Below are 23916 nucleotides of genomic sequence, written 5' to 3' on the forward strand. Positions count from 1 at the left end.
GGGACGGGCGCGGCCCGGGCTGGTCGCCCGTGCCATGGGATGCTTTGAGGGGCAGACGAGGTCAGATAACGGTTCATGCCACTTGCCCGATCTGGCGTTCTGCCGCAGACTTCCTCCCATGAAAAAGCTGATCCTGCCCCTCTCCGCCCTCCTCCTCCTTGCGGCCTGCGCCACGGTGCCGCCTGCGGTGGAAGGGTCGCGCGGGTTCTTCTGGGGGCTGTTCGACGGGGCCGTGGCCCCCATCGCCTTTGTCGTCAGCTGGTTTTCCGACACGGTCGGCATCTACGCCGTGCCCAATTCCGGCGGCTGGTATGACTTCGGCTTTCTTCTGGGCCTGACCTGCTGGGCCGGGGGCGGGGCCGCGGCGTCGCGCAAGCGGGACTAAAGCCCCTCCAGATAGATCCGCACGGCGTCCTGCACGTGGCGGAACCGGTCGCCGCCCAGATGCTTGCCCCCGAACCAGCGGGTGACGCAGATAAGGTGCCCCTCCAGCCCCTCGCGTTCCAGCATCCGGACAATCACCATCCCCGCCCCGGCCTCGCCGTCATCGTTCTTCAACGGGCCTTCGGGCAGCAGCACCGCCCATGTGTTGTGGGTGGCACGCGCGAATTTCTTCTTGCGGCACAGCTCCTTGATCAGCGCCCGCGCGTCCTCGGCCGATGCACATGGCGCCCCCGACGCGGCGTATTTCGACCCCCGGTCGCTAATGATGTTGTCCATAATCCGCATGGCCGGACCCTGCCCCGGACCCTTGACCCACATCAAGGCGAAAACGCCCCGTTGCTGGTAGGGGTTCGGGATCGCTGAACAGAGAGGACCCCGCATGACGACAACCGCCAAACCCGCCCCGGCCAAGCCCGCCGCCGCCCCGAAACCCGCCACAACCCGCCGCGCCAAGATGGCCCGCAAACCCTATGAGGACGAAAAGGCCAAGCTGCAGGCCGAGCTTCTGAAGGTCCAGCATTGGGCGCAGGAAACCGGCCAGAAATTCGTGCTGCTGTTCGAGGGCCGTGATGCCGCGGGCAAGGGCGGCACGATCAAGCGGTTTACCGAACACCTGAACCCGCGGGCCGCGCGGGTGGTGGCCCTGAACAAACCGTCGGACGGCGAAAAGGGGCAGTGGTTCTTTCAACGCTATATCGAGCACCTGCCGACCTCGGGCGAAATGGTGTTCTATGACCGCAGTTGGTACAACCGGGCGGGCGTTGAACGGGTGATGGGGTTCTGCGAGCCCAACGAATACCTCGAATTCATGCGCCAGACCCCGGAACTGGAACGGATGCTGGTCCGGTCGGGTATCCGGCTTTACAAATACTGGTTCTCGGTGACGCAGGACGAACAGAAGCGCCGGTTCGACAGCCGCGCTACCGACCCTCTGAAACAGTGGAAACTGTCCCCGATCGACAAGGCCAGCCTGAACATGTGGCCCGACTATACCGAGGCGAAAGAGGCGATGTTCTTCTATACCGATACCGCCGATGCGCCCTGGACCGTGGTGAAGTCGAACGACAAGAAGCGCGCCCGGATCAACTGTATGCGCCACTTCCTGTCGACGCTGGATTACCCCGGCAAAGATCCCGAAATCGCCCGCGCCCCCGACCGCGACATCGTCGGTCCGGCCGCCAAGGTGATCCATAAGGACGGCCACATTCTGGGCAAGGCGCTGCACCCTGAAACACGCCACGCGCGGGACTGAATGAAAACAGGCGCCCGGGTGGCCGGGCGCCTGTCCTCCTCCTGCCGGTGGCGGCCTCCTCAGCCCGCCATCAGCTCGGTCCAGAGCGCGCGGTTGGTGCAGAACTCCGGCGGCGCATCGGCGCGGTCATGGTCCAGCAGCCACTTGCGGCAGCTTTCCGGCTCGGGGCAGCCCCGGCAACGGGTGATCGCATCTGCGTAATCCGCCTCGGTCAGGATGCCTTCGCGGATCGCGGCCTGAAGATCGACGCCGCAGGTCTTGCCCATTGAAACGGTCTTCCAGAAATGGGTGCGCAGGTCGCCAAGGGTTTGCATGTCTCTCTCCGGTCTTGAACGGGCCGACCCTGCACCGGTCCCGCGCGCCGGTCCTTGCGCCAGATCAAACCGGCGCGCCGGTCCACCAGGCGATCAAAACGAATACCCATGCTACCCCGACCCCGATCCCGCAGATTGCCACGGCCGCTGATCCCGCGTCCTTGGCCTGCCGGGCGGCATCGCGTTTCTCCGTGGAAATGTCGTCGACGATCCGCTCCAGCGCCGTGTTCACGCATTCCATCGCGAGGATCATGATCCCACCCATCAGCAGGAACCCCCGCGTGGTCAGGGATAGCGGCAGAACAAAGGCCAGCACCCCGAAAATCACATTCAGCCAGATCCACTGGTGAAACGACCCTTCGGTCTTCCAGACATGGGCAGCACCTTGCCATGACCAGACGACCCGCCATTTCACCTTTTCAATCTGCCGCAGGATCATGATCCGCCCCCTTTTCAGCTTGGATGCAGTGAACCCGGCAAATCCCCGCCGATGCAAGACAAAGCTGACGTTGGGTGAGCCTCGACAGGCGCGGCCCGCGCCTTAACCTGACCGTTACCCACAACTGTCAGGATCACATCCAGATGTACGCTCAGCACCGGTGGCGCACCATGTCGGACTACCCCGCCTATGCCAGATCTGAACGGATCGCGGATGCGGTCATCCATGCGATCGGGGTCGGCTTTGCCCTGACCGGCACAATCCTGTTGGTGGTTTTCGGCGCCCAATGGCTAGGCGCGGGAAAGGTTGCCGCGCTGTCGATCTACGGTGGGGCCCTGATCCTGTCCTTTGCCGCCTCGGCGATCTATCATTTCACCCCGTGGGAAGCCGCCCGCCCGGCGCTGCGCAGGGTCGACCACGCGGCGATCTACGTCAAGATCGCAGGCACCTACACGCCGCTTGTGGTCCTCTTGGGAACCGGGTTCGGCTATGTGGTTCTTGGGGTTGTCTGGGGGCTGGCGATGGCGGGCGCGGTGATGAAACTCTTCTTCTGGCGCAAACCGGGCAAGGGCGGGCCGCTTCTCTACCTCGCGCTCGGCTGGATGAGCGTCTTTCTGGTCTGGTCGCTGTTTCCCCTTCTGCCGTTGTCGGCCTCTGTGCTGATCGGTGTCGGCGGGCTGCTCTATTCAGCGGGGGTGATCTTCTTCAACTGGGAAGGCTTGAAATTCTCGCTGGCGATCTGGCACGGGTTCGTGCTGGCGGCCTCGGCCTGCTTTTTCGCGGCAATCGCGCTGGGCGTCTTCGTCTCCGCCTGACCTTATTCGCGATTTGGCCTGCTTGCATCACGTCCTATCTTCTTTGGGTCAATAAATATCCCGGGGTGAATGGCCCGGAACGGGCCAGAGGGGCAGCGCCCCCTCGCGACGCCAAAGGCGGCGCAACACCTCTGCACCGCTTGCGCGAATTGCCGCCTTGCAACCCCGCGCGACTCCGCTACGCTTCCCCCATGTTCAGTATCGAGCACGACTTCGACGCGACCGTCGTCACACTTGTCGACGAAGGACCCGCCCCCCTGAAGGAAGACGTTGTGATCAACGCCTTCGACGATTGCGTGACCATCGAACAATATGACCCGCGGCAGGACAAGGTAGTCACCGTCACCCTGTCGCTAACCCAACTGACCGATTTGGAAGCGGCGCTGGACCTGCCCGAAGGGGTGTACCGGCTGCGTCGCGATGACAAGGGAAACCCCGAATGAAACTGCTGCGCGTTGGCCCTGCGGGGGGCGAAAAACCGGCCATGCTGGATGCTTCCGGCGTGGCCCGTGACCTGTCCGCCGTGATCGGCGACATCGCGGGCGATGCCCTGTCGGACGCAGGCCTGGACCGGCTGCGCGCGATAGACCCCGCCAGCCTCCCCGCTCTGCCCGCCGATGCCCGCATCGGGGCCTGTGTCGCCGGGATCGGCAAGGTGATCGGGATTGGGCTGAACTATTCCGACCATGCCGAGGAAATGGGCATGGACCTTCCCGCCGAACCGATCACCTTCATGAAGGCAACAAGTTCGGTCTGCGGTCCGGATGACAGCGTGGAAATCCCGCGCGGGTCCGTCGCCACCGACTGGGAGGTGGAACTGGGCGTGGTGATCGGCACCCGTGCCAAATACGTGAACGAGGCAGAAGCGCTGAGCCATGTTGCGGGCTATTGCACGCTTAACGACCTGTCCGAACGCGACTACCAGATGAAACGGTCGGGCCAATGGGTAAAGGGCAAATCGCACGACACCTTCTGCCCGCTTGGCCCCTGGCTTGTCACGCGGGACGAGGTCGCGGACCCGCAGAACCTGAATCTGCGCCTGAGTGTGAACGGTCAGGTGATGCAGGACGGCACGACCGCAACGATGTATTTCGGCGTTGCCACGATCATTTCGCACCTGTCGCAATTCATGACCCTGGAACCCGGCGACGTGATCGCTACCGGCACCCCGCCGGGCGTCGGGTCAGGCAAGAAGCCCCCGGTCTTTCTAAGAGCGGGCGACGTGATCGAACTGGAGGTCGAAGGACTGGGCCGGCAACGCCAGACCTGCGTTCCCGCCTGACACCGAAACCGGCGGCACCGTGCCGGACCCGAGCATCATAGATGGACGCGCGGGTTCAATACGTCTGATTATCCCTAGAGCACTTTCAGGTCACACTGAATCGGTTTTCGCTGCCTCTCGCCTTTGGCTTCAACGCAGAAAATCGATGGTCTTGCATCAATGAAATCTGGAAGTGCTTTAATCCGCCGCCCGCAGCGCCACCGACACGCCTTGCCCCACCCCAACGCACAGGGTGCACAGGGCATGCCCCATGCCGGACTTAGACAGTTCCAGTGCCGCGGTTCCGATCAAACGCGCCCCGGTCATTCCCAGCGGATGGCCCAGCGCGATCGCCCCGCCATTGGGGTTGACCCCGTTCGCCAACGGGTCGATCCCCAGTTCACGGCAGACCGCAAGCGCCTGCGCGGCAAACGCCTCGTTCAATTCGATCACGTTGAAGTCAGCGATGGATAGACCCAGCCGGTCCACCAGCAGGCGGGTCGCGGGCACCGGCCCGATCCCCATGATACGGGGCGGCACGCCTGCGCTAGCCGTGCCCAAGTATTCCGCCAGGGGCGATAGACCATGGCGCCGGACCGCATCTTCCGAGGCCAGCAGGACTGCCGCCGCCCCATCATTGACGCCCGATGCATTGCCCGCGGTGACGCTGCCACCATCGCGGAAGGGCGCCCGCAGCGCCGACAGCTTTTCCAGGCTGGTGGGCCGGGGGTGCTCGTCCGTGCCAACGGTCACCGGGTCGCCTTTGCGATGGCGAATGAACACCGGCGCGATTTCCTCGGCCAGCCTTCCAGATGCGATCGCCCGCGCGGCTTTGTCCTGGCTGGCCAATGCGAATGCATCCTGATCCGCGCGCGACACCCCGAATTCCGCCGCCACGTTTTCCGCGGTTTCCGGCATGCTGTCGATACCGTATTGATCGGCGATGGCCCTATTGACGAACCGCCAGCCGATCGTCGTGTCGTGAATTTCCGCTGCGCGATCAAAGGCGGCCCCGGCCTTGGGCATGACAAAGGGTGCACGGCTCATGCTTTCGGACCCGCCCGCAATCACCAGTTCGCCCTCTCCGCATTGTATCTGCCGGGCGCCCGCGATCACCGCATCCATGCCCGAGGCACACAGCCGGTTTACCGTATGGGCGGGGACGGTTTCGGGCAGGCCGGACAAAAGCACGATCATCCGCGCAAGGTTGCGGTTGTCCTCGCCCGCCTGATTGGCAGCGCCAAAGATGACCTGATCCAGCTGCGACCAATCGACGGATGGGTTGCGCGCCATCAGCGCATCGACCGGGACCGTGGCCAGATCATCGGCCCGGACCTGCGCCAGTGCCCCGCCATAGCGCCCGATGGGCGTGCGTTGATAATCGCAGACAAAGACCCGGCGGGTCATGACAAATGCGCCGTCGCTTCGATTTCGACCAGCGCGTCGTCTTCGACCAGCCCGGCCACAACGACCATGGACATGGCCGGGAAATGCTTGCCGAACACCTCGCGGTAGGCGGCCCCGACCTCGGCCTGACGGGCAAGGTAGTCGCGTTTGTCCGTCACGAACCATGTCAGGCGGGTGACGTCCGACACCTGCCCGCCCGCCGCTTCGACGATGTCGGCGATGTTCCTTAACGCTTGACGCATCTGGCCGACGAAATCATTCGCGACAAACCGCTGGTCCCCGTCCCAGCCGATCTGCCCCCCGATGTGCAGCGTTCCGTCGCGGGTCAGAACCCCGTTTGCATAGCCTTTGGCGGGCAGCCATCCTTCGGGTTGAACGATCCGGTGGGTCATGACGCCTCCTTTGTCAATTTGTCGCGAATGTCCTGGGTCCAGGGCGTTGGTTTCCCGCTGCCGTCGACGTAGACCAGCGTGGCCTCGGCCGTGAACCGGGGCGCGTCGTCACAGGTTCCTTCAATCCGGTAGCCCAGTGAACTGCGGCCAACCCGCGTGACCGTCAACGTCAGGCGCAGTCGATCCCCGTGGCGGCTGGGCGCGACGAACCGGGTCGAGATTTCGGCGGTCGGAACCGCTTCGACCTTGTGGATTTCCTCGAACGGCCAGCCCAGGCATTCGGCGAAGAAATGTTCGACACAATCGTTGATCATCTCGAAGTAGCGCGGAAAGAATACGATCCCCGCCGGATCACAATGCCGGAACAGCACCTTTTGATCATGGGTGAACCCAACCCCCATAGGTCAGGTTACCCGTGACCGGGTCTGGTATTTCGGGTCACGCCAGGCCTCGGTATCCAGCACCTCTTGCAGGATCTTGGCGGCGGCGATTACATCGGCTTCGTCGATATAGAGCGGGGTAAAACCGAACCGCATGATGTCAGGTGCCCTGAAGTCCCCGATCACGCCCCGGTCGATCAGCGCCTGCATAGCGGCATAGCCATGGTCGAAGGCGAAAGACACCTGGCTGCCCCGCTGCGTCGCGTCGCGCGGTGAAGCGAGGGTCAGCGACGGGCAGCGCGCCTCGACTTCGGCGATGAACAGGTCGCCCAGCCGCATCGACGCAGCCCGCAGGTCGCCCATATCGACCCCGTCCCAAACCGTCAGCGCCTCTTGCAGGACCGACAGTTGCAGGATCGGCGGGGTGCCCACCCGCAGCCTTTCGGTGGACATGGCCGGGCGATATCCCAGTTCCATCGCAAAGGGCGCATCATGGCCAAGCCACCCGGACAGGGCCGGGTCGATCCCAGCCACGACATCAGGACGGGCATAGATGAAGGCAGGCGCACCCGGTCCGCCGTTGAGGTATTTATAGGTGCAGCCAACCGCGAATTCGGCGCCTGACCCGGCGATGTCCAACTCTACCGCGCCAGCGGAATGGGCAAGGTCCCAGATCATGACCGCGCCGGCGGCATGGGCGGCCTCGGTAATGGCTTTCATGTCGTGCATCCGGCCAGAGCGGTAATCGACATGGGTCAGCATGACCACGGCCACCTCTTCGGTGATCGCATCCGCCACCGCTTCGGGCGCGGGAGTGCGCAACTCGTGCCCCTTGCCGATGGTGCCCGCCAGTCCCTGCGCCATATACAGGTCCGTTGGAAAATTGCCGTTGTCGGACAGGATCACCCGACGGTCCGGGCGCATCTTCAGGGCCGCATCCAATGCCTGATAGACCTTGATCGACAGGGTATCGCCGGTTGCAACCGACCCTTCGGGCGCGCCGATCAGACCGGCAATCCGGTCGCCCACCACGCGGGGAAGGTCCATCCAGCCCGCCGTGTTCCACGCGCGGATCAACTGCTGGCCCCATTCCTGTTCGATCACAGCCGTCGCCCGGGCTGCGGCCCCCTTGGGCAAGACGCCCAGCGAATTGCCATCCAGATAGATGACACCTTCAGGAATATCGAACAGGTCTTTTCTCGGCAGGCTTGCAGCCATCTTACAATTCTCCTCGGACGTTCCACAGTTCGGGGAACAATTCCACACCCAGCATCCGACGCAAGTATTGCACACCGGACGTCCCGCCAGTTCCACGCTTGAACCCGATCACCCGTTCCACGGTCGTGACATGGTTGAACCGCCAACGGCGAAAGTAATCTTCCAGATCAACCAGTTTTTCACCCAGTTCATACAGCGTCCAATAACGATCTACGTCGCTATAGACCGTCGTCCACGCGGCCTGGATGGCGGGATGGGCTTCGTGCGGGGCATCAAGCTTGGGCGCGGGCATGGCGTCAAGGGTGCCGTGCACCCCCCGGAACAGGAGGGCAACCACGTCGTCATAGAAACTTGGACGGGCAAGCTCGGCAGACAGCCAGTCGTGCACCTCCGGCACATGCGCATGGGGGCGCAGCATATTGGCATTGCGGTTGCCAAGAACGAATTCGATCATGCGGTATTGGTAGGACTGGAACCCGGATGAATTGCCAAGCGTCTTGCGGAACCGCGTATAGTCGGCCGGGGTCATGGTGCGCAGCACGTCCCATGCGCTGTTAAGCTGTTCGAAGATCCGGCTGACACGGGCCAGCATCTTGAACATCGCGGGCATTTCCCCGGCCTCCAGCGCGGCGCGGGCCGCCGAAAGTTCGTGGATTGCCAGCTTCATCCACAGCTCGCTGGTCTGATGTTGGATGATGAACAGCATTTCATCATGCGCGGGGCTGAGCGGGGATTGCAGCGACAGGATGTCGTCGATCTTCAGGTAATCGCCATAGGACATGGCCCCGTCGAAACTCATCCGGGCGCCATCGGTTTCCGGGTTATAGGGTTGGCTGGTCATGACGGGGTCCTGAGTTTGAAACGCTGGATCTTGCCGGTCGCTGTCTTGGGGAGCGATTTGGCGAATACGACCGAGCGGGGGTATTTATAGGGGGCGATCACCGCCTTGACGTGATCCTGAAGCATCTTTGCCATGGCGTCGCCGGGCACCGCGTCCGCGCCCAAAACCACATGCGCCTGCACGATCTGGCCGCGGTCATCGTCGGGCACGCCGATCACCGCGCATTCGGCCACCGCGTCATGGGACAACAGCGCCGCTTCCACCTCGGGCCCGGCGATGTTGTAGCCGGACGACAGGATTATGTCGTCATTGCGGGCGGCAAAGTGGAAATACCCTTCTTCGTCCTGCACGAAAGTATCGCCGGTGATGTTCCAACCGTCCTGCACATATTCCGCCTGCCGTTCCCCGAACAGGTAGCGGCAGCCGGTTGGGCCACGCACGGCCATGCGCCCCGGCTCTCCGCGCGGCAGTTCCGCACCGTCGGGGCCAACGACCTTTGCCTCGTATCCCGCGACCGGTTTGCCGGTGCTGGCGGGGCGGTGGTCTTCGAACCGATTGGTGACGAAGATATGCAGCATCTCGGTCGCACCGATTCCATCCAGCATCGGCTTGCCCGTCTTGGCCATCCATTCGTTATAGACCGGGCCGGGCAGGGTTTCGCCCGCCGAAACCGCCGCCCGCAGGCTGGACAGGTCCGCGCCTTCGTCCATCGCCCGCATCATCGCCCGATAGGCGGTCGGCGCGGTGAAACAGACGGTGGCGCGGTATTTTTCGATGATTTCGACCATATTGGGGGGCGAGGCATTTTCCAAAAGCGTCGCTGCGGCCCCGAACCGCAACGGGAACACAGCCAGCCCGCCCAGCCCGAAGGTAAAGGCCAAGGGGGGCGATCCGACGAATACATCGTCTGGCGTCACGCCCAGCACCTCGCGCGCGTAGCCATCCGCGATGATCATCAGGTCGCGGTGGAAATGCATCGTCCCCTTCGGATCGCCGGTAGAGCCGGAAGTGAAGCCGATCAGCGCCACATCGTCCTGACTGGTCTGCACCGCGTCAAAGCGGACGGGCTTTTCCAGCGCCAGACGGTCAAGGTCCGCGTCATGGTTCGAGGTTCCATCAAATGCCGTGACCGAGGTCAGCCCATCACAAAGCGCGGCGCAGGCGGTCATTTCCTCCATCAGACGCATGTCGCACAGGGCGTGGGTGATCTGCGCCTTTTCGACGTATTTCGCCAGTTCGGCGGCACGCAGCATGGGCATGGTGTTGACAACTACCGCGCCCGCCTTGGTCGCGGCCAGCCAGCAGGCCACCATCGCCGGGTTATTGGCGGACCGGATCAGAACGCGGTTGCCCGGTTTTATCCCCAGATCATCGACCAGCACATGGGCCAGCCGGTTGGTCCAATCGGTCAGTTCCTTATAGGTGCGCCGCCGCCCGTTGCCGATCAGGGCGGTATGATCGCCGAAGCCCCGCGCGACCATCGCATCGGTCAGTTCGACCGCCGCATTCAGCCGGTCCGGGTAGTCGAACCCGTCCAGCAGCAGGTCCGGCCAACTGTCCTGTGGCGGCAGGTTGTCCCGAGCGAAACTGTCCACATGCGCCGTCTGTCCGAGCATCTCATGCCTCTCCCATGTTGGCCTGCGTTTGCCGCGCGATCACCACGCGCTGCACGTCCGACGCGCCTTCGTAGATACGCAGCGCCCGGATTTCGCGATAAAGCCGTTCGACGGTTTCGCCCGACCTGACCCCGTCCCCACCATGTAGCTGCACCGCCCGGTCGATGACCTTTTGCGCGGCTTCGGTCGAAAACAGCTTGGCCATCGCTGCCTCGCGCGTCACACGCGGCGCACCCATGTCCTTGGCCCATGCCGCGCGATAGGTCAGCAGGGCCGATGCATCCACGTCCAGCGCCATATCCGCGATATGACCCTGCACCATTTGCAGGTCGATCAGCGGGGCACCTTGCACATGTCGGGAGGTGACACGCGCAAGGGCCTCGTCCAGCGCGCGACGGGCAAAGCCCAGCGCGGCCGCCGCGACGGTAGAACGGAACACGTCCAGCACGGACATGGCGATCTTGAACCCCTGCCCCGGCGTGCCGATAAGGGAAGACGCGGGAATGCGACAATCGGTGAACCTCAGGGTGGCCAGCGGATGCGGCGCAATGGTCTCCAGCCGTTCGACCACTTCGAACCCCCGCAGACCCGCAGGCACGACAAAGGCCGACATGCCCTTCGCGCCAGGCGCTTCGCCCGTCCGCGCAAAAAGCGTATAGACGTCAGCGATCCCGCCGTTGGATATCCATGTCTTTTCGCCGTTCAGGACATAGTGGTTCCCGTCCCGCCGGGCCGTCATCGTGTTGTTCGCCACATCCGACCCCGACCCCGGTTCGGTCAGGGCAAAGGCAGCGATCGCCTGGCCGGTCCGCGTCAGGGGCAGCCATTCGGATTTCTGCGCACGACTGCCAAACAGGGAAATCGCGCCCGTACCCAACCCTTGCATGGCAAAGGCGAAATCGGCCAGACCATCGTGGCGGGCAAGGGTTTCGCGGGTCAGGCACAGGCTGCGAACGTCCAGTGTTTCACCGTCTGCGGCGGCCGTGTGATCCAGCCAGCCGGCCTTACCCAACTTGCTGACAAGGATGTGGCAGGCGGAATCGGTGCACCCGTGGTCAACGCCTTGCAGGGTGTGCGTGGACCACTCATCCAGATCCTGCGCCAGACGCCTGTGGCGATCGTCGAAAAACGGCCAGTCAAGAAAGCTCCGGTCAGCCATCAGTCGCCCTCGAACACAGGTTTCTTTTTAGCAACGAACGCATGGTAGGCGCGGTGGAAATCCTGCCCCTGCATGCAGATCGCCTGTGCCTGCGCCTCGGCCTCGATCGCCTGATCAAGGCCCATGGACCATTCCTGCGCCAGCATCGTCTTGGTCATCATATTGGCAAAGCCTGGCCCGGCGGCGATGCGCGCCGCCATGTCCCCGGCGGTGTCCATCAGGTCGGCTTGCGGCACGACGCGGTTGAAGAACCCCCATGCGGCGCCTTCTTCGGCGGTCATCGACCGGCCCAGATACAAAAGCTCTGCCGCCCGCCCCTGCCCGATGATCCGGGGAAGGATGGCGCAGGCGCCCATGTCACAGCCCGCCAGCCCGACGCGGTTGAACAGAAAGGCGACCTTTGCCTCTGGCGTCGCCACCCGCAGGTCCGACGCCATTGCAATGATCGCCCCGGCCCCGGCGCAGACCCCATCAACCGCCGCGATGATGGGTTTGCCGCAGCCGATCATCGCCTTGACCAGGTCTCCGGTCATACGGGTAAAGGCCAACAGATCCTTCATGTTCATCTTGGTCAGCGGCCCGATGATATCGTGCACGTCCCCGCCTGAACTGAAATTCCCGCCATTTGGGCCGAAGACCACGGCCTTCACCTCTTCGTCGTAGTGCAGGTCGCGAAACCAGTCGCGCAATTCGGCGTAGCTGTCGAAGGTCAGGGGGTTCTTTCGGTCCGGACGGTCCAGCGCGACATGCGCGATTCCGCCCTCGATGCGGCACTGGAAATGGGTCACGTCGCTGCGCATGTCAGTCGTCCTCCAGCGTGTCCAGCAAATGGTCGAGGCGAAGAACCATGCCCGCCACGTCATCGGCATTCAGCCCGGCCAGAATTTCGTCGATCCACTCTTCGTGGCGGGCGGCATGCTCGGCAAAGGCCGCGTTGCCCTTGGGTGTCAGCCGCACAAGGTTGGCCCGCCGGTCGCCCGGGACCGACACCCGCAGCGCCAGCCCGTCCTCTGTCAGCTTGTCGACGATGCCGGTGATGTTGCCGTTCGACACTCGCAGCCTGCGGGAAATCTCGCTCATCTTGAGCCCCTCGGGCACCCGCGACAGGGCCGACATCACATCGAACCGCGGCAGGGTCGTGCCCAGTTCCGACCGCAACCGGCGGCGCAGTTCCTCTTCGATCAGGCCCGAGGTCTTGAGCAGCTTCAGCCACAGCCGCAGCCGTGATTTCGACATCGGTTCGGATTTGCGGGCGTCCGCCGGTTTGGGTGTCATATCTCGCCTCCTGACAGGGTCAGCGCATGGCCATTGACCGAGCGCGCCGCGTCCGAACAAAGCCACAGCGCGGTTCCCGCGACCTCTTCGGGCTGGATGAACCGCCCTTGCGGGTTACCGGCCAAAAGGCTGGCGCGGGCGGCGGATTCGTCCATGCCGGTCTTTTCGATGATATTGGCGATGGATCGGTCCAGCAGCGGGGTTTCGATGAAACCGGGGCAAATCGCGTTGGCGGTGACGCCGCTGTTGCCCAGTTCCAGCGCCAGCGACCGGGTTAGCCCGACCACCGCATGTTTTGCCGCCGCATAGCCCGACACATAGGCATAGCCCTTCAGCCCGGCAGTCGAGGCGACGGCGATTAGCCGCCCCCATCCGTCCGTCTTCATGTCGGGCAGGGCCGCCTGCCATGCGTTGACCACCCCGCCCAGATTGACGGCCAACATCGCGTGAAGCTGATCGGGGGTCATCCGGTGGAACGGGGTGCTTTCGGCGGCCCCGGCATTGGCCACGACCACCGAAACCGGCCCGTTCAACCCGCGCGCCTGCCGGAACGCGGCGCGTACGGTGTCGGGGTCTGTCACATCGCAGGTCACCCAACCGATGAATTTATGTTGCTTTGCCACCTCGCGCAGGGGGCCTTCGCGGCGGCCCAAGATCGTGACCTTTGCGCCCGCATGTGCAAAGGCCTCGGCCATGGCCCGGCCAACGCCAGTGCCGCCACCGGTCACAACGATATGACGCCCGTCGACACTCATACCCGGATCGCCTCTGCTTCGCGGTCAGCCAGCCGCCACGCCTGATCGCGGCCCGCCAGATAGGGCAGCGGCCAATCCGGAGCCGCGCGGTCCCCGATGCGGGCGGCCTCGTGCAGGGTCCAGAAGGGATCGGCCAGATGCGGGCGGCCCACGGCGACCAGATCGGCCCGGCCCGCCATGAGGATCGAATTGGCGTGGTCGGCCTCGTAGATATTGCCGACGGCCATCGTGGCGATCCCCGCCTCGTTGCGTATCCGGTCGCTGAACGGGGTCTGGAACATGCGGCCATAGACGGGCCTTGCCTGGCTGCTGGTCTGGCCCGCGCTGACGTCTATGATGTCGGCGCCTGCCGCGCTGAAGGCGCCTGCGATTTCAACGGCCTCTTCCGGCGTCACGCCATCCTCTCCCACCCAGTCATTGGCGGATATTCGCACCGACATCGGCTTGGCCTCGGGCCAGACCGCGCGCATGGCGGCAAAAACCTCCAGCGGATAGCGCATCCGGTTCTCAAGGCTCCCGCCATATTCGTCGCCGCGCCTGTTCGACATGGGTGAGATGAAGGACGACAGTAGATAGCCATGCGCCGCATGCAGTTCGATCATGTCGAACCCGGCCCGATCGGCCATCTGCGCCGCCGCGACGAACTGATCCCGAACCATGTCCATATCCGCGCGGGTCATTTCGCGCGGGATTGCGTTGCGGTCAGACCATGGAATGGCCGAGGCCGACATGACCTCCCAGTTCCCGCCCTTCAGCGGTGCGTCCATCTCCTCCCACCCCAGTTGGGTGGACCCTTTGCGCCCCGAATGCCCGATCTGGCAGCAGATCTTCGCGTCCGTTTCGGCGTGAACGAAATCCGTCAGCCGCCGCCATGCGGTTTCGTGTTCCAACGCATAAAGGCCCGGACAGCCCGGCGTGATCCGCCCTTCGGCCGACACACAGGTCATTTCGGTATAGACCAGACCCGCCCCGCCCTTGGCCCGTTCGCCGTAATGGACAAGATGCCAATCGGTCGGGCAACCGTCGACTGCCTTGTATTGCGCCATGGGGGACACGACGATCCGGTTCTTCAGCGCCATGTCGCGTAGGGCAAAGGGCGCGAACATCGGCGCGCGCACCGGGGCGTCCATTGCGACCCCCGCCCGGGTCTGGAACCAGCGTTCTGCGCTTTCCAGCCACTTCGGATCGCGCAGGCGCAGGTTTTCGTGGCTGATCCGCTGCGACCGGGTAAGCAGGGAATAGGCGAACTGCACCGGGTCAAGGTCCAGATAGCGTTCGACCTGTTCAAACCATTCCAGCGAGTTACGCGCCGCCGATTGCAGGCGCAGAACCTCCAGCCGGCGCTCTGCCTGATAGCGTTCGAACGCCGCTTCCATCGTCGGTTCCGAATGCAGGTAGGTGGCCAGCGAAATCGCGCTGTCAAAGGCCAGACGCGACCCAGAACCGATGGAGAAATGTCCGGTCGCCGCTGCGTCGCCCATCAGCACCACGTTTTCGTAATGCCATGTTTCGCAGATCACGCGCGGGAAGTTCATCCAGACGGCGGAACCGCGCAGATGGGCCGCGTTCGAGCGCAGCTCATGCCCACCCAGATGCGACTCGAATATCCGGCGGCATGTCTCGACCGTTTCTTCCTTGGACATGCCTTCGAACCCCCAGCGATCCCAGGTGTCCTGCTGGCATTCGACGATGAATGTCGCGGTGTTTTCGTCGAACTGATAGACATGGGCCCAGACCCAGCCGTGTTCCGTCTTTTCAAAGATGAAGGTAAAGGCGTCGTCGAATTTCTGGTTGGTGCCAAGCCAGACAAACTTGCACTCGCGCACGTCAATATCCGGGCGGAACTGATCAATGTATTCGGCGCGGACGCGCGAATTGATCCCATCGGTCGCGACCACCAGATCAAAATCCTTGCGGTAGTCTTCGGCGCTGGTGAATTCGGTTTCAAACCGCATGTCCACACCCAGATCACGGGCGCGTTCCTGCAACAGGATCAGCATCTGCCTACGCCCGATCCCGGCAAAGCCGTGCCCGCCTGACACCGTACGCACCCCGTCATGGATGACAGCGATATCGTCCCAATAGGCAAAATGATCGCGGATCGCGCGGGCGCTGACCGGGTCGTTGATTTCAAGGTTTTCCAGCGCATCGTCGGAAAGGACCACGCCCCAGCCGAATGTATCGTTTGCGCGGTTGCGTTCGACGACCACCACCTCGTGTGACGGGTCGCGCAGCTTCATCGAGATGGCGAAATACAGGCCCGCCGGACCCCCACCAAGACATGCAACACGCATTTCCGGCCCTCCACAGTGACGCCCAGTGCAGGCGGCTTTCGCCCGGACTGTGGAAGCAGCCTAGCCAGAGTCGGAATTTACTTCAAGCTTGAAATATCTAGACCTAAATGATATTGAATCTGGCGAATACGGCAATCTGCAACGGGCCCTCATGATCCAACCCGACAACCATCTCCAGGCCATCGCGCCGGATCGCCCGCTGTGCAGTTTCTTGGCAGCAGGGCACTAATGGTCGTCAGCATCGAAAGAAACGGCACGGTCGCCGTGGTCACGATCGACAATCCGCCGGTCAACGCGACCGGGCAGGCCGTCCGCCAAGGACTATGGGATGCCGTGGCGGCGACAGAGGCAGACCCCGAGGTTTCGGCGGTCGTGCTGGCCTGCTCCGGGCGCACATTTGTTGCGGGTGCCGACATTCGCGAATTTGGCCACCCCCCGCGCGACCCGCGTCTGCCTGATGTGCTGCGCCGGATCGAAGCGGCAACCAAGCCCTGGGTTGCCGCGATCCACGGCACGGCGTTGGGGGGCGGGCTGGAACTGGCCATGGCCTGCCGCCGGCGCGTGGCGCGTGCCGATGCCAGGCTTGGCCTGCCCGAGGTGACACTGGGCCTTATCCCCGGCGCGGGCGGAACCGTGCGCCTGCCCCGGCTGGTGGCCGTGGACGTCGCGCTGGACATGATCGCCACAGGAAAACCCGTCAACGCCCGCCGCGCGTTCGAAACCGGGCTGATCGATGCGGTGGCAACGAGCGACCTGCTAGAAGCCGCCATCGACATGGCGCGGAGCGGCACTTCCCCTGCCCCGACACTTGCACGGCCTGTAAGGTCTGAAACCGCGCCGGGGGCATTCGATGCAGCGGCGGAAAGGATACAGTCGCGGGCGCGTGGGCAGATTGCCCCAGAGGCAGCGGTGGAGGCATTGCGCAATGCCATCGCCCTTCCTGTTGAACAGGCGTTGTTGCGGGAAGCGGCGACGTTCCAGTCCCTGCGCGACAGCGACCAGTCGAAAGCTTTGCGCCACATCTTCTTTGCCGAACGGGCAACCACGCGACTGGACCGGCTAAAGGGCGTCACCCCCCTGCCTCTGTTCCATGTGGGCATCATCGGCGGCGGCACGATGGGCGCCGGGATCGCAGCGGCCTGCCTTCTGGCCGGGCTGACCGTCACGATGATCGAACGGGACGTCATTGCCGCCAGTGCCGGGCGGGACCGTGTCCAGACCATCCTCGACGACAGCCTGAAGCGTGGCAAGCTGACCCCGGCGACCCACGCCGACCGGCTTGCCGCCTTTGCCGCGACCGATACCTATGCCGCGCTGTCCGACGCCGATCTTGTGATCGAAGCGGTGTTCGAAGACATATCGGTAAAACAGACGGTCTTTGCTCAGCTTGATAGGGTGGTGCGGCCAGACGCGGTTCTGGCAACCAATACATCCTACCTTGACGTGGGCGCCCTTGCCGCCGCGTCTGCCGATCCGGGCCGGGTGATCGGGCTTCATTTCTTTTCGCCTGCGCACATCATGAAGCTTCTGGAAATCGTGGTGCCGAACGGGTTGGACGACAGGGTGCTTGCCACCGGCGTCGCGCTGGCCAAACAGCTGGGCAAGATCCCGGTGCTGGCCGGGGTCTGCGACGGGTTCATCGCCAACCGGATCATGTCCGCCTACCGGCAAGAGGCCGAATACATGCTGGAGGATGGTGCCCTGCCGTGGCAGATCGACGCCGCGATGGAAGATTTCGGGTTTCCGATGGGCCTGTTTCAGATGCAGGACCTTGCCGGGCTGGATATCTCCTGGGCCATGCGTAAACGCCGCGCGGCGACCCGCGACGCCGATCAGCGCTATGTCCATATCGGCGACCTTTTGTGCGAGGCGGGACATTTCGGGCGCAAGTCGGGCCGTGGCTATTACACCTACGACGCCGCGGGCAAACCGCTGCCCAGCCCCGAGACCGAGGCCCTGATCCTGTCGGAAAGCGCGCGCAAGGGCATTACGCGTCAGCCCATCGCGCCCGCGCGGATCATCGACCGGCTGCTTGGCGTCATGCGGGCAGAGGCCGGGCGCATTCTGGACGAAGGCATCGCGCAAAGCCCGGATGACATCGATGTGGTGATGGTCAACGCCTTTGGCTTTCCACGTTGGCGAGGCGGGCCAATGCATTTGGGGGCGCTGGGCACATAGCCCTCCGGTCAGGCATCCGGGACGGCGGCGCGCGCCGCGCTCCAGCCCTTGCGGAAGGCCTTGGGCGAGACCCCGAATTTCTTGCGGAATTGCACAGACAGGTGATCGGTCGAATTGAACCCCGTCGCCGCCGCGATTTCCGTCACCGACATGTTGGTTTCGTTCAACAGCGCATGGGCCCGGCTGATCCGCAGGTCATAGTAGAACCGGCTGGGCGACACGTTGGTGTATTTCTTGAACAGGCGCTCCAGCTGGCGTCGCGACACGTCCAGCCGGTCGCAGATATCCTCGATCTGAAGCGGGTCTTCCAGCCGGTCCGTCATCAGCTGGATGGCGTTCAAGAGGTGCTGATTGCGGCTACCAATGGCCACTGACAGGGCCGATTTTTGCGGCGCCTTCCGGTTCGACGCGCGGGCATGGATGCACATGTCGGCCACGATCACCGCCAGTTCCCGGCCATGGTCGTTTTCGATGATTTCCAGCATCATGTCGGTCGCCGCCGACCCGCCGCCGCAGGTCATCAGCTTGTCTTCGATTTCATAGAGGTTCTGGGTCGGTTCCAGATCGGGGAAATGTTCCCGGAACGACGGCTGGTTTTCCCAGTGCAATGTGAACGCCCGGTCCCCGATCAGCCCCGCTTGCGCCAGCGCAAAGGCCCCGGAACAGATCCCGCCCATCGTCGCCCCGAAACTGCGCTGCCGCCGCAGCCAGGCAAGGTCGATGGGCTGGGCCGCTTCGTTCGGTTCCACCCCGGAACAGACAAAGACCGTGTCCTTGCCCCCCAGTTTCGGCAGCCCCATGTCGGGCGTGATCCGAACCCCGTTGGAACAGCGCACGGCCACCCCATCGGCAGTCACCGTATACCAGCGATAGAGCATCCGCTTGGTGACCTGATTGGCGACCCGCAGCGGCTCTACCGCCGAGGAAAACGCCAGCATCGTCAGCTTGGGCAAAAGCAGGAAGTGAAAGTCGCGCGGAGGGCCGTCATAGCTGACGTTCAGGCTGGCCGCCCCTTTCGGGATGAAATCGTCTAGGTCCATCGTCGTCCCGTCGCGCTGCGCCTCCGGCTGGCCGGTCTATAACCGCTCTGGCCATCCCCTGAAAGCCCCTGCCCGCCTAGAGGATCCGAAACACCTTGTCGCGCGCGGTCGCCCCGCGGATCAGGTCCAGCCGGGTTTTCGGCAGGCCCAGCGCCTTGGACAGCAGCTTGACCACCGCCTTGTTGGCCTTGCCGTCCTCGGGCACGGTGGTGACATAGACCCGGATCGCACCACCCTCTGCCACAATCCTGTCGCGCGCGGCCTTCGGGGTCACGCGCACGGCAATCTCGGCGCCCTCTTGGGCAAGGTGGGACAGGTCCGGGAGGCTCATCCCTTGCCCTTATCCCGGATCGGTGGAACTGTCACCGCCGACACGGGATCAAAGGGGCAAATCATGGCGACAGGGTTTTTCTGGGACGAGAAATGTTTCTGGCATTCGGGCGGCAACTATGCCGAAAACCTGCCTGTCGGCGGGCTGGTGCAACCGGTCGTCAATGGCGGCCTGCCCGAGACGCCGGAATCCAAGCGCCGTTTGAAGAACCTGATCGAGGTGACGGGGCTGGCCCGCGACCTGGTCCTGCAGGGGGCCGATCCGGTGACCACCGAAGACCTGCTGCGGGTTCACCCCCAACGCTACCTGACCGAATTCAAGCGCCTGTCCGACACGGGCGGCGGAGAACTTGGGCGGCGCACCCCCTTTGGCCCCGGTGGCTACGAGATGGCGGCGCAGTCGGCGGGCCTTGCCAAAGCCGCACTGTTTTCGGTCCTGCGCGGCGATCTGGACAACGCCTATTCCCTGTCGCGCCCGCCCGGGCACCATTGCCTGCCCGAATATCCCAACGGATTCTGCCTGTTCGCCAATATCGCCATCGCGATCGAGGCCGCCCGCGCCGCGGGACTGGCCAAACGCTTTGCCGTGCTGGACTGGGACGTGCACCACGGCAACGGGACCGAGGCGATCTTTTACGACCGGGCCGATGTGCTGACCGTGTCGATCCATCAGGACCGGAACTACCCGTGGGACACCGGCGCGTTCGAGGACCGGGGCGTAGGCGCGGGTGAAGGGACCAATCTGAACATCCCCCTGCCCGCCGGGTCGGGCCAGGCGACCTATCTGGACGCGATGGACCGCCTTGCCCTGCCCGCGATCCGCGATTTCTCCCCGGATGTGCTGATCATCGCCTGCGGGTTTGACGCCGCCGCGATGGACCCGCTGGGCCGGATGCTGTGCCACATGGGCAGCTTCCGCGCCATGACCCGGCAGGTGATGGACCTTGCCGCCGAGGTCTGCGACGGCCGGTTGGTCATGGTCCACGAAGGCGGCTATTCCGAAACCTATGTTCCCTTCTGTGGCCATGCTGTTCTGGCGGAACTGTCGGGCAGCGCCATCGACGCGCCAGACCCCTTTGGCGACATCTGGGACATTCGCCAGCCCGACGCCCGGTTTGAAGAATTCACCAAGGGGTTGATCACCGATATGGCATCGGCGCTTGCCTGACCCTATCTAGGGGCTGACCACATGAACGAAGGACCGCAGATGCCCGACCGGAACCAACCCGCCCTCGATTTCCTGCTGACCCGCCGGTCCTACCCGGCCAAGATGATGACCGGGCCGGGGCCGGACGAGGCCGCGCTGACCGAAATTCTGACGGCGGCGCTGCGGGTGCCGGATCATGGCAAGCTGGAACCCTGGCGGCTGGTGGTGCTGGAAGATGCGGCCCTGAACCGGATCGCGGCCGAGATCGAGGCGCGTGGCCCAGCTGCAGGCGTCGACCCCGACAAGATCGCCAAATCGGCGGGCACCTACCGGGGATCGCCGCTGGCGGTGATGGTGGTGTCAGCCCCCGTGCCCTCCGACAAGATCCCCGAGATCGAACAGGTCCAATCGGCGGCCGCGCTTTGCCTTGGGCTGGTCAACGCGGCCACGGCGGCGGGCTGGGGCGCGAACTGGCTATCGGGCTGGTTCAGCCATGATCGGACCTTCGCGACCGAGGTTCTGGGCATTGGGACCGGCGAAACCGTTGCCGGGCTGATCCATATCGGCACCCCCGGCCCCGCCGCGCCCGACCGGCCCCGCCCGGACCTGTCAAAGATCGTCAGCCGGGTTTCCGAATGATCCTGTCCGACTTCCTGAAAGCCGTGGGGCAACTGCCCGACGGCCGGTTTCAGCGGGTGCTGTGGCTGGGCATCGCCCTGACCATCGCGCTCTTGTACGGGGCCTATGCAGGGCTGTTGTGGCTTGTCTCGCTGATCGACCCGCAGGCCATAACCCTGCCCGGCGTGGGCGAAATCACATGGATCGGCGACCTTCTGTCCTGGGGATCGCTGTTCTTCATGCTGTTTCTATCAATCTTCCTGATGATCCCGGTCGCCTCGGCCATCACCTCGCTGTTTCTGGACGACATCGCACAGGCGGTCGAGGACGCGCATTACCCGCACCTGCCCCGCCCCCCACGCGTGACCTTCTGGGAGGGATTGAAGGACTCCGTCAATTTCCTTGGCGTGCTCCTCGGGGCGAATATCCTTGCGATATTCGCCTATGTGATCCTGCCCTTCGCCGCGCCGGTCATCTTTTACGGGTTGAACGGGTTCCTGCTGGGGCGGGAATACTTCCAACTGGCCGCGATGCGGCGCGAAGGGCGCGACGGGGCCAAGGCGCTACGGTCGCGGCATTTCGGGGAAATCTGGCTTGCGGGGTGCCTGATGGCCGTGCCGCTGACGATCCCGCTGGTGAACCTTCTGGTCCCGATCCTTGGGGCCGCGACCTTTACCCATCTCTACCACCGGCTGGCGGCAAAGGTGGGTTGAAACCCACCTTGCGGTGTTGCGCTGAAACGTAGGGTGGGTCTTGACCCACCCTAACGAAGCGTCAGTCCGTTTGCACCGATTGCGGCGTGGACATCCGGTGGAACCAGTCGATGTCGCGCACGCTGATCACCCCCGACAGGATCGTCCCGGCGATCACCACCCAGATCGGCACCGCGACCAGGGTCACGATCTTTGCCTTGCGCTTGAAGCTGAAATCCGCCGGGGCCGACGAATGGGTGCCCGGCACGACATCGCCCCGGTCGCCCTGGGTTTCCAGCCGCAGCGGCAGAACGATGAACAGCACCATGAACCAGATCACGGCCAGAAGGACTAGTGCCGATGTAATAGCCATTGCGGGGTTCCTTTCGTCGGTTCGATGCGGGCCTTGGGCCCTAGACCTGTTCTAGCTCGACCAGGCAGCCGTTAAAGTCTTTCGGGTGCAGAAACAGGACCGGCTTGCCATGGGCGCCGATCTTTGGTTCGCCGGTGCCCAGAACCCGGGCGCCAGTTGCCTTCAGATGGTCGCGGGCGGCGATGATATCCTCAACCTCGTAGCAGACATGGTGAATGCCGCCCGAGGGGTTCTTGTCCAGAAACCCCTTGATCGGGCTGTCGTCACCCAGCGGATACAGAAGTTCGATCTTGGTGTTGGGAAGCTCGATGAACACCACGGTGACGCCGTGATCGGGTTCGTCCTGCGGCGCGCCGACCTTGGCCCCCAGCGCGGTGCGATATTGGGCCGATGCGGCGTCGAGGTCCGGAACAGCGATGGCGACGTGATTCAGGCGACCGATCATGGAAATATCCCTTTCGCAACTTTGCGCCGGTTATTCCCCGGCGGGCGCGATGACGCAACGGGCAAAGCGTCGCGGGGCGCGCGCGTCGGCGTTAACCCCGCGTTCACCAAGCCTGTGCATCAATCTGTCCAGTTCAACTGCTGCCTTCCAGAGGACTGGACCATGGACAACCTTGACGACTTCCTTGTGATGCGGCCGCCGACCGCCAACCGCCCGTTGCTGGGGCTGACGGTTCTGGTGGTGGAAGACAGCCGCTTTGCCTGCGACGCGATCCGCCTTTTGTGCCAGCGGTCCGGCGCGCGGATCCGGCGGGCCGACAGCCTTGCCCACGCCCGCCAGCACCTGAAGGTCTATCGTCCTTCTGTCGTCATCGTCGATCTTGGCCTGCCCGACGGCCCGGGCGAAGGGTTGATCCATGACCTGACCCACGGGACGCCACGGGTTGACGTCGTCCTTGGCACCAGCGGCGACCCGGATGCTGCCAACCGTGCCATGGATGCCGGGGCGGATGGGTTCATTGCCAAGCCCGTCGCCTCTTTGTCCGCGTTCCAGAACGCAATCCTGTCGCTTCTGCCCAAGGACCGGCAGCCGCCCGGCCCGCGCCTTGTCCGGGACGAGGTGGTCGAACCTGATCCGCTGGCCCTGCGCGACGATCTGGCCTTGGTCGCGGATGTTCTTGCCGACAGGGGCGCCCTGTCGTCCGACACGGTCGCTTATCTGTCGCAATTCGTGGGCGGCCTTGCCCGGACCGCCGACGATACGGACCTTGGCGAGGCTGCAGGCCGCCTTGGCCAGTCCCGCAGTGACCCTGCCTTGATCGCCGCCGCCCGCGCCGACCTGTCAAGACTGGTCACCGCCCGGCTGGGTGCGTCGGGGCCGATCTAGCGCACTGTCGCAGGCAGCCGGCCCAAGCGGCACCGACGCAATATTGCCCAAAAAACGATCTGCGGCGGTCAATCTCCTGTCACCGCCGGGTCGAATTGGGGTGCGATCCCAGAGAATAAGCGGAATTGACCAATATCCGTGAACAATGAGTTGTAACGAGTAGAGGACAGAGCAATGACCCCTTTTCTGCAAACCTTCGTGACATCCGAAGACGGCAATACGACCATCGACTGGATGGTTCTGACTGCCGGCCTTTTGCTTCTGAGCGTGGCGGTGGCAACCGCCATCGGCGGCCCGACCACCGGGATCGCCGACGAGACCGCGGCGGTCATTTCGACCCTGTAGG

The 23916-nt window shown here is 63.9% G+C and carries 29 protein-coding genes; 11 read left to right on the top strand and 18 right to left on the bottom strand.

Annotated elements, in window-relative coordinates:
- Positions 1 to 118: 118 nt before the first annotated feature.
- A complete protein-coding gene (locus tag U3648_RS05855; protein WP_420858308.1) occupies positions 119 to 385 on the top strand; it encodes a hypothetical protein in 267 nt (88 codons plus the stop codon).
- On the opposite strand, the gene U3648_RS05860 is transcribed toward U3648_RS05855, so the two are convergent.
- The gene (locus tag U3648_RS05860; RefSeq protein ID WP_420858309.1) at positions 382 to 729 is read right to left on the bottom strand and encodes a YigZ family protein; all 348 of its coding nucleotides are present in this window, start codon (positions 727 to 729) and stop codon (positions 382 to 384) included. The two genes, U3648_RS05855 and U3648_RS05860, sit on opposite strands and share 4 nt — an antisense overlap.
- A gap of 94 nt (positions 730 to 823) precedes the next feature.
- Between U3648_RS05860 and ppk2 the strand changes: the two genes are divergently transcribed.
- A complete protein-coding gene (gene ppk2, locus U3648_RS05865) occupies positions 824 to 1696 on the top strand; it encodes a polyphosphate kinase 2 (protein WP_420858310.1) in 873 nt (290 codons plus the stop codon).
- Positions 1697 to 1755: 59 nt separating this feature from the next.
- Here the strand turns inward: ppk2 and U3648_RS05870 are convergent, their stop codons facing one another.
- Both U3648_RS05870 and U3648_RS05875 read right to left on the bottom strand, forming a co-directional pair.
- A complete protein-coding gene (locus U3648_RS05870) occupies positions 1756 to 2010 on the bottom strand; it encodes a DUF6455 family protein (protein ID WP_420858311.1) in 255 nt (84 codons plus the stop codon).
- A gap of 64 nt (positions 2011 to 2074) precedes the next feature.
- The gene (locus U3648_RS05875; protein WP_420858312.1) at positions 2075 to 2449 is read right to left on the bottom strand and encodes a diacylglycerol kinase; all 375 of its coding nucleotides are present in this window, start codon (positions 2447 to 2449) and stop codon (positions 2075 to 2077) included.
- Positions 2450 to 2523: 74 nt separating this feature from the next.
- Between U3648_RS05875 and trhA the strand changes: the two genes are divergently transcribed.
- The 3 genes from trhA (at position 2524) to U3648_RS05890 (ending at position 4546) form a co-directional block, all read left to right on the top strand.
- Positions 2524 to 3264, top strand: a complete 741-nt coding sequence (gene trhA / locus U3648_RS05880) for a PAQR family membrane homeostasis protein TrhA (RefSeq protein ID WP_420858313.1) — start codon at positions 2524 to 2526, stop codon at positions 3262 to 3264.
- A 191-nt stretch (positions 3265 to 3455) separates the two neighbouring features.
- Positions 3456 to 3707, top strand: a complete 252-nt coding sequence (locus U3648_RS05885) for a hypothetical protein (RefSeq protein ID WP_420858314.1) — start codon at positions 3456 to 3458, stop codon at positions 3705 to 3707.
- The gene (locus tag U3648_RS05890; protein ID WP_420858315.1) at positions 3704 to 4546 is read left to right on the top strand and encodes a fumarylacetoacetate hydrolase family protein; all 843 of its coding nucleotides are present in this window, start codon (positions 3704 to 3706) and stop codon (positions 4544 to 4546) included. The genes U3648_RS05885 and U3648_RS05890 overlap by 4 nt, the downstream gene beginning before the upstream one ends.
- Positions 4547 to 4723: 177 nt before the next feature.
- On the opposite strand, the gene pcaF is transcribed toward U3648_RS05890, so the two are convergent.
- Genes pcaF through U3648_RS05945 form a run of 11 tightly spaced genes read right to left on the bottom strand, consistent with a single transcriptional unit; the run spans position 4724 to position 15862 of the window.
- Positions 4724 to 5932 carry a 3-oxoadipyl-CoA thiolase gene (gene pcaF / locus U3648_RS05895; protein WP_420858316.1) on the bottom strand — a complete coding sequence of 403 codons (1209 nt, stop codon included), beginning with the start codon at positions 5930 to 5932 and terminating at the stop codon, positions 4724 to 4726.
- The gene (locus tag U3648_RS05900; protein WP_420858317.1) at positions 5929 to 6324 is read right to left on the bottom strand and encodes a RidA family protein; all 396 of its coding nucleotides are present in this window, start codon (positions 6322 to 6324) and stop codon (positions 5929 to 5931) included. Before U3648_RS05900 ends, pcaF begins: the two co-directional genes overlap by 4 nt.
- The gene (locus U3648_RS05905; RefSeq protein ID WP_420858318.1) at positions 6321 to 6695 is read right to left on the bottom strand and encodes an acyl-CoA thioesterase; all 375 of its coding nucleotides are present in this window, start codon (positions 6693 to 6695) and stop codon (positions 6321 to 6323) included. Before U3648_RS05905 ends, U3648_RS05900 begins: the two co-directional genes overlap by 4 nt.
- Positions 6696 to 6728: 33 nt before the next feature.
- Positions 6729 to 7922 carry a kynureninase gene (kynU, locus tag U3648_RS05910; protein ID WP_420858319.1) on the bottom strand — a complete coding sequence of 398 codons (1194 nt, stop codon included), beginning with the start codon at positions 7920 to 7922 and terminating at the stop codon, positions 6729 to 6731.
- A gap of 1 nt (position 7923) precedes the next feature.
- The gene (gene kynA / locus U3648_RS05915; RefSeq protein ID WP_420858320.1) at positions 7924 to 8763 is read right to left on the bottom strand and encodes a tryptophan 2,3-dioxygenase; all 840 of its coding nucleotides are present in this window, start codon (positions 8761 to 8763) and stop codon (positions 7924 to 7926) included.
- A complete protein-coding gene (locus tag U3648_RS05920) occupies positions 8760 to 10379 on the bottom strand; it encodes an AMP-binding protein (protein WP_420858321.1) in 1620 nt (539 codons plus the stop codon). Before U3648_RS05920 ends, kynA begins: the two co-directional genes overlap by 4 nt.
- 1 nt (position 10380) lies before the next feature.
- Complete coding sequence (locus U3648_RS05925; protein ID WP_420858322.1) at positions 10381 to 11538, bottom strand: acyl-CoA dehydrogenase family protein; 1158 nt, start codon at positions 11536 to 11538, stop codon at positions 10381 to 10383.
- Positions 11538 to 12338 carry an enoyl-CoA hydratase family protein gene (locus tag U3648_RS05930; RefSeq protein ID WP_420858323.1) on the bottom strand — a complete coding sequence of 267 codons (801 nt, stop codon included), beginning with the start codon at positions 12336 to 12338 and terminating at the stop codon, positions 11538 to 11540. The genes U3648_RS05925 and U3648_RS05930 overlap by 1 nt, the downstream gene beginning before the upstream one ends.
- A gap of 1 nt (position 12339) precedes the next feature.
- Positions 12340 to 12813 (bottom strand): MarR family winged helix-turn-helix transcriptional regulator, encoded by a 474-nt coding sequence (locus tag U3648_RS05935; RefSeq protein ID WP_420858324.1) that lies wholly within the window; start codon positions 12811 to 12813, stop codon positions 12340 to 12342.
- Positions 12810 to 13568, bottom strand: coding sequence for an SDR family NAD(P)-dependent oxidoreductase (locus U3648_RS05940; protein WP_420858325.1), 759 nt, complete (start codon positions 13566 to 13568; stop codon positions 12810 to 12812). The genes U3648_RS05935 and U3648_RS05940 overlap by 4 nt, the downstream gene beginning before the upstream one ends.
- Positions 13565 to 15862 carry a bifunctional salicylyl-CoA 5-hydroxylase/oxidoreductase gene (locus U3648_RS05945; protein WP_420858326.1) on the bottom strand — a complete coding sequence of 766 codons (2298 nt, stop codon included), beginning with the start codon at positions 15860 to 15862 and terminating at the stop codon, positions 13565 to 13567. Before U3648_RS05945 ends, U3648_RS05940 begins: the two co-directional genes overlap by 4 nt.
- A gap of 228 nt (positions 15863 to 16090) precedes the next feature.
- On the opposite strand from U3648_RS05945, the gene U3648_RS05950 reads away from it, so the two are divergent.
- A complete protein-coding gene (locus U3648_RS05950) occupies positions 16091 to 18040 on the top strand; it encodes a 3-hydroxyacyl-CoA dehydrogenase NAD-binding domain-containing protein (RefSeq protein ID WP_420858327.1) in 1950 nt (649 codons plus the stop codon).
- 8 nt (positions 18041 to 18048) lie between these two features.
- Here the strand turns inward: U3648_RS05950 and U3648_RS05955 are convergent, their stop codons facing one another.
- Together U3648_RS05955 and U3648_RS05960 are read right to left on the bottom strand one after the other, a co-directional pair.
- A complete protein-coding gene (locus U3648_RS05955) occupies positions 18049 to 19080 on the bottom strand; it encodes a GlxA family transcriptional regulator (RefSeq protein ID WP_420858328.1) in 1032 nt (343 codons plus the stop codon).
- A 76-nt stretch (positions 19081 to 19156) separates the two neighbouring features.
- Positions 19157 to 19411: a DUF167 domain-containing protein gene (locus U3648_RS05960; protein ID WP_420858329.1), complete on the bottom strand. Its 255-nt coding sequence runs from the start codon at positions 19409 to 19411 to the stop codon at positions 19157 to 19159.
- A gap of 63 nt (positions 19412 to 19474) precedes the next feature.
- Here U3648_RS05960 and U3648_RS05965 point away from each other — a divergent pair, with 63 nt between their 5' ends.
- From U3648_RS05965 to U3648_RS05975, 3 genes are read left to right on the top strand one after another with little or no spacing between them, the layout of a single operon-like run.
- Complete coding sequence (locus U3648_RS05965) at positions 19475 to 20578, top strand: class II histone deacetylase (protein WP_420858330.1); 1104 nt, start codon at positions 19475 to 19477, stop codon at positions 20576 to 20578.
- A gap of 39 nt (positions 20579 to 20617) precedes the next feature.
- The gene (locus U3648_RS05970; protein WP_420858528.1) at positions 20618 to 21196 is read left to right on the top strand and encodes a nitroreductase family protein; all 579 of its coding nucleotides are present in this window, start codon (positions 20618 to 20620) and stop codon (positions 21194 to 21196) included.
- Entirely contained in the window at positions 21193 to 21888 is a 696-nt protein-coding gene (locus tag U3648_RS05975) for an EI24 domain-containing protein (protein WP_420858331.1), read from the top strand. The genes U3648_RS05970 and U3648_RS05975 overlap by 4 nt, the downstream gene beginning before the upstream one ends.
- A gap of 61 nt (positions 21889 to 21949) precedes the next feature.
- Here U3648_RS05975 and U3648_RS05980 read toward each other — a convergent pair whose 3' ends face one another.
- Positions 21950 to 22240, bottom strand: coding sequence for a DUF1467 family protein (locus tag U3648_RS05980; RefSeq protein WP_420858332.1), 291 nt, complete (start codon positions 22238 to 22240; stop codon positions 21950 to 21952).
- Between the two features lie 40 nt (positions 22241 to 22280).
- Positions 22281 to 22685 (bottom strand): methylmalonyl-CoA epimerase, encoded by a 405-nt coding sequence (mce, locus tag U3648_RS05985; protein WP_420858333.1) that lies wholly within the window; start codon positions 22683 to 22685, stop codon positions 22281 to 22283.
- A gap of 162 nt (positions 22686 to 22847) precedes the next feature.
- Between mce and U3648_RS05990 the strand changes: the two genes are divergently transcribed.
- Entirely contained in the window at positions 22848 to 23570 is a 723-nt protein-coding gene (locus tag U3648_RS05990; protein ID WP_420858334.1) for a response regulator, read from the top strand.
- Between the two features lie 174 nt (positions 23571 to 23744).
- Positions 23745 to 23915 (top strand): hypothetical protein, encoded by a 171-nt coding sequence (locus U3648_RS05995; RefSeq protein WP_420858335.1) that lies wholly within the window; start codon positions 23745 to 23747, stop codon positions 23913 to 23915.
- The last annotated feature ends 1 nt before the right edge of the window (position 23916 follow it).

It is taken from the genome of Marivivens marinus, assembly GCF_035969385.1.
GTDB lineage: Bacteria > Pseudomonadota > Alphaproteobacteria > Rhodobacterales > Rhodobacteraceae > SELP01.